The following is a 2,736-nucleotide window of genomic DNA, read 5'->3' as shown; positions in this document are numbered from 1 at the left end:
AAACTGGGGCAGAGTTCTTGGCGAGCTGGAGATCATGTACCCCGACAGACTGAACTGAGCCGGCACGGTCAGTCTGCTTTCATTCCGCTACGCTCCATTTCAGTAGACTGACTGTTGAAGAAACTTGACAAATTACGGTATTTGTTGTATACTGTAAAAAAATTGAGCGGCTGTTTTTCAAGCCGCCCCACAATATCGTTTTTTATCACTGTTGTTGAATTTACAGAGATTTTTTCGCAGAGCCCAGAAAAATGTCATACTGTGGTTGCCTGATGTTGCACCATATCCTATGCCATATTTACTGTATCTTATACTGAAAATACAGAAACACTTTCTGCTGGCACTGTCAGAACTCCATCTGTTATATCTGCCGCATCTCCATTGGTATAGAGAATTTCCTTGATATTGAGTCCAGAGATTCTGCATGAAGCTGCGTTTGATGACGGATTTATTGCAACGATTATACTTTCATTATCATCGTATCGGCGATATACAAGCGGATATGCATTCTTTTCAGCATAGAGAAATTCAATCTTTCCGTTGCTCTTGAGTGCTGAGTGTGCTTGTCTGAGCTCTATAAGCTTTCTTACTTCATTATAAATTGAATCAGGATCATTTACAGCCTTTTCAACTGTAGGACGGTTGACATCTGAATCGATAGGAATATAAAGATTCTCAGGGTCTGCTGCAGAAAATCCCGCATTTACAGAGCTATTCCACTGCATAGGTGAACGTGATGCTGTTCTCTCAAAACCGCCCTCAACTGACTTTGCACCTTCAAGGTGACGCATTCCGATTTCATCACCATAATAAATAAAAGGAGCACCGGGCATTGTGAGAATGAATGAAAAAGCAAGCTTTATTTCTTCCTTGTCAAGACGCTGAGAAATTCTGGACATATCATGATTGCCTGATGGTATACAGATAAGTCCTTTGCCTTCTGTTTTTGCATAGTTTTCCTCATATGTCTTTACAAACTCAGATGCATCACCTGTTCCCTTTCTGGAGAAAAAGGGTTCTTCCACACGGAAAAGATCATTGTAATGTGAAGGACCGAAATGCAGCAGAAAATCCATGTGAAAACCACCCATAAGAGATTTATCCGGCTGACCCCATTCAGAAATCATAGCAGCCTCAGGAAATTCTTTATTCAGAAATGCCCTGAAATCCTGCCAGAGTGCAATTGTAGCCTTGCTGTCCGTATCTCCCTTTACAAGTGACTGTGCCATATCTACACGGAAACCGTCGCAGCCCATATTCAGCCAGAAACGCATAACGTCTTTCATAGCCTCTCTTGTTGCCATCGGACCAGGGGCATCTACAGCCTGCATCCATGGCTTTGTAGGATTTGCAAAACCATAATTCAGTGCCGGCTGAATGGTATAGAAATTTGCCGCACAAGTGCCATCTCTGTCGGAAATTCCTCTTATAGAGCCTGTGATGTTCTCAATTCCACTTGCATCCTCCCATACGGAATCTGTCCAGATATATCTGTCTGTAAATTCATTTCTGTCAATCTTCATAGACTCCTTGAACCACGGATGCTCAATGGAAGTATGACCCGGAACAAGGTCGAGAATAACATGAATATCGAGTTTGTGTGCTTCTTCAAAGAAACGTTTCAGGTCTTCATTCGTGCCATATCTGGGAGAAACTTTTTTGTAGTTTGAAATATCATAGCCTGCATCAAAGAAAGGTGATTCAAAGCATGGATTTATCCAGATTGCATTGCAACCTATACTTTTGATATAAGGCAGGCTCTCTGTCATACCTGTAAGATCACCTATACCGTCTGCATTTGTGTCCTTGTAGCTCTGAGGGTAGATTTCATAGAATACTGCATTTTCAAGCCACTGTGGGTTGTTGTTTTTCATAGTATTTTCCTCCTGTACTTTTTGATAATTCTTATACAAAATATTCATTCTCAGTTTACAGATGTTGTAAGCCTGTGCTATGGCAATACCGCACAAAGATTGTGCGACAGATGCGTCGTCAAATTTTTCGTCAGATGAAACAAAAAGCGGAGTGAATACTTGATGTATTCACGAGCATTTTTGTGAAATATGACGGGAAATTTGCAAGCAGATGGCGTGCAAAGTCGACAGACGCTCTTTGTGCGGTATTGCCATATATTTATATTATATTCCTTTATGCGGAATAACTCTAATACTATTCCCGCAGATAATTGTATTATTCTACTTTTTTGGAGGGACTTCACCATGGAAAAACAGCATTTTCTTGAAAAATGCAGACACGACACCCCAAGATTTCCAATAGAATGCTTTCAGAGCCTGTGTTCATAAGCGTTTTAAGAGCGTAGCAGCATGAGAAATCATAATTATATACACAGGAGATTTCCCATTATTTTGTCCCATACGCCGTTATTTCTTGCTCGGCGATAAAAACTCCATACCGTATCATGCGGCAGCATTCTCCACTGGCAGCCTGTCTTTACGATATACAGCACTGCTTCTACCAATGATCTCTTATGATATTTGCTTTTATTTCCGGATGGAAAGAATTCTTTGATTGCTTCCCATTGCTCGTCTGTCAAACCACTTTCGTAATGACACCCACAGAATTTCGAAAATCGCAGGGATAAAATTTACTTTACAAATATATAAATTGCATGACAATCCTGCAATACAAGAGCTTTGCTTTCTGTTACAATAAATGTAGTTTGAATCGAAGTTTACATCAACAAAAGGAGGAATTTTTTGTATGAACAAGCAAAAA

The 2,736-nt window shown here is 40.3% G+C and carries 1 protein-coding gene; it reads right to left on the bottom strand.

The window, feature by feature from the left end; translation table 11 throughout:
• Positions 1 to 308 precede the first annotated feature (308 nt).
• Positions 309 to 1,874, bottom strand: coding sequence for an alpha-amylase family glycosyl hydrolase (locus DXB92_RS13035; protein ID WP_117734208.1), 1,566 nt, complete (start codon positions 1,872 to 1,874; stop codon positions 309 to 311).
• Positions 1,875 to 2,736 lie beyond the last annotated feature (862 nt).

The sequence above is a fragment of the Ruminococcus sp. OM06-36AC genome, from assembly GCF_003438725.1.
GTDB lineage: Bacteria > Bacillota > Clostridia > Oscillospirales > Ruminococcaceae > Ruminococcus_C > Ruminococcus_C callidus.
Note: the sequence above shows the minus strand (reverse complement) of the source record. Positions and strands in the feature narration are given on the sequence as shown.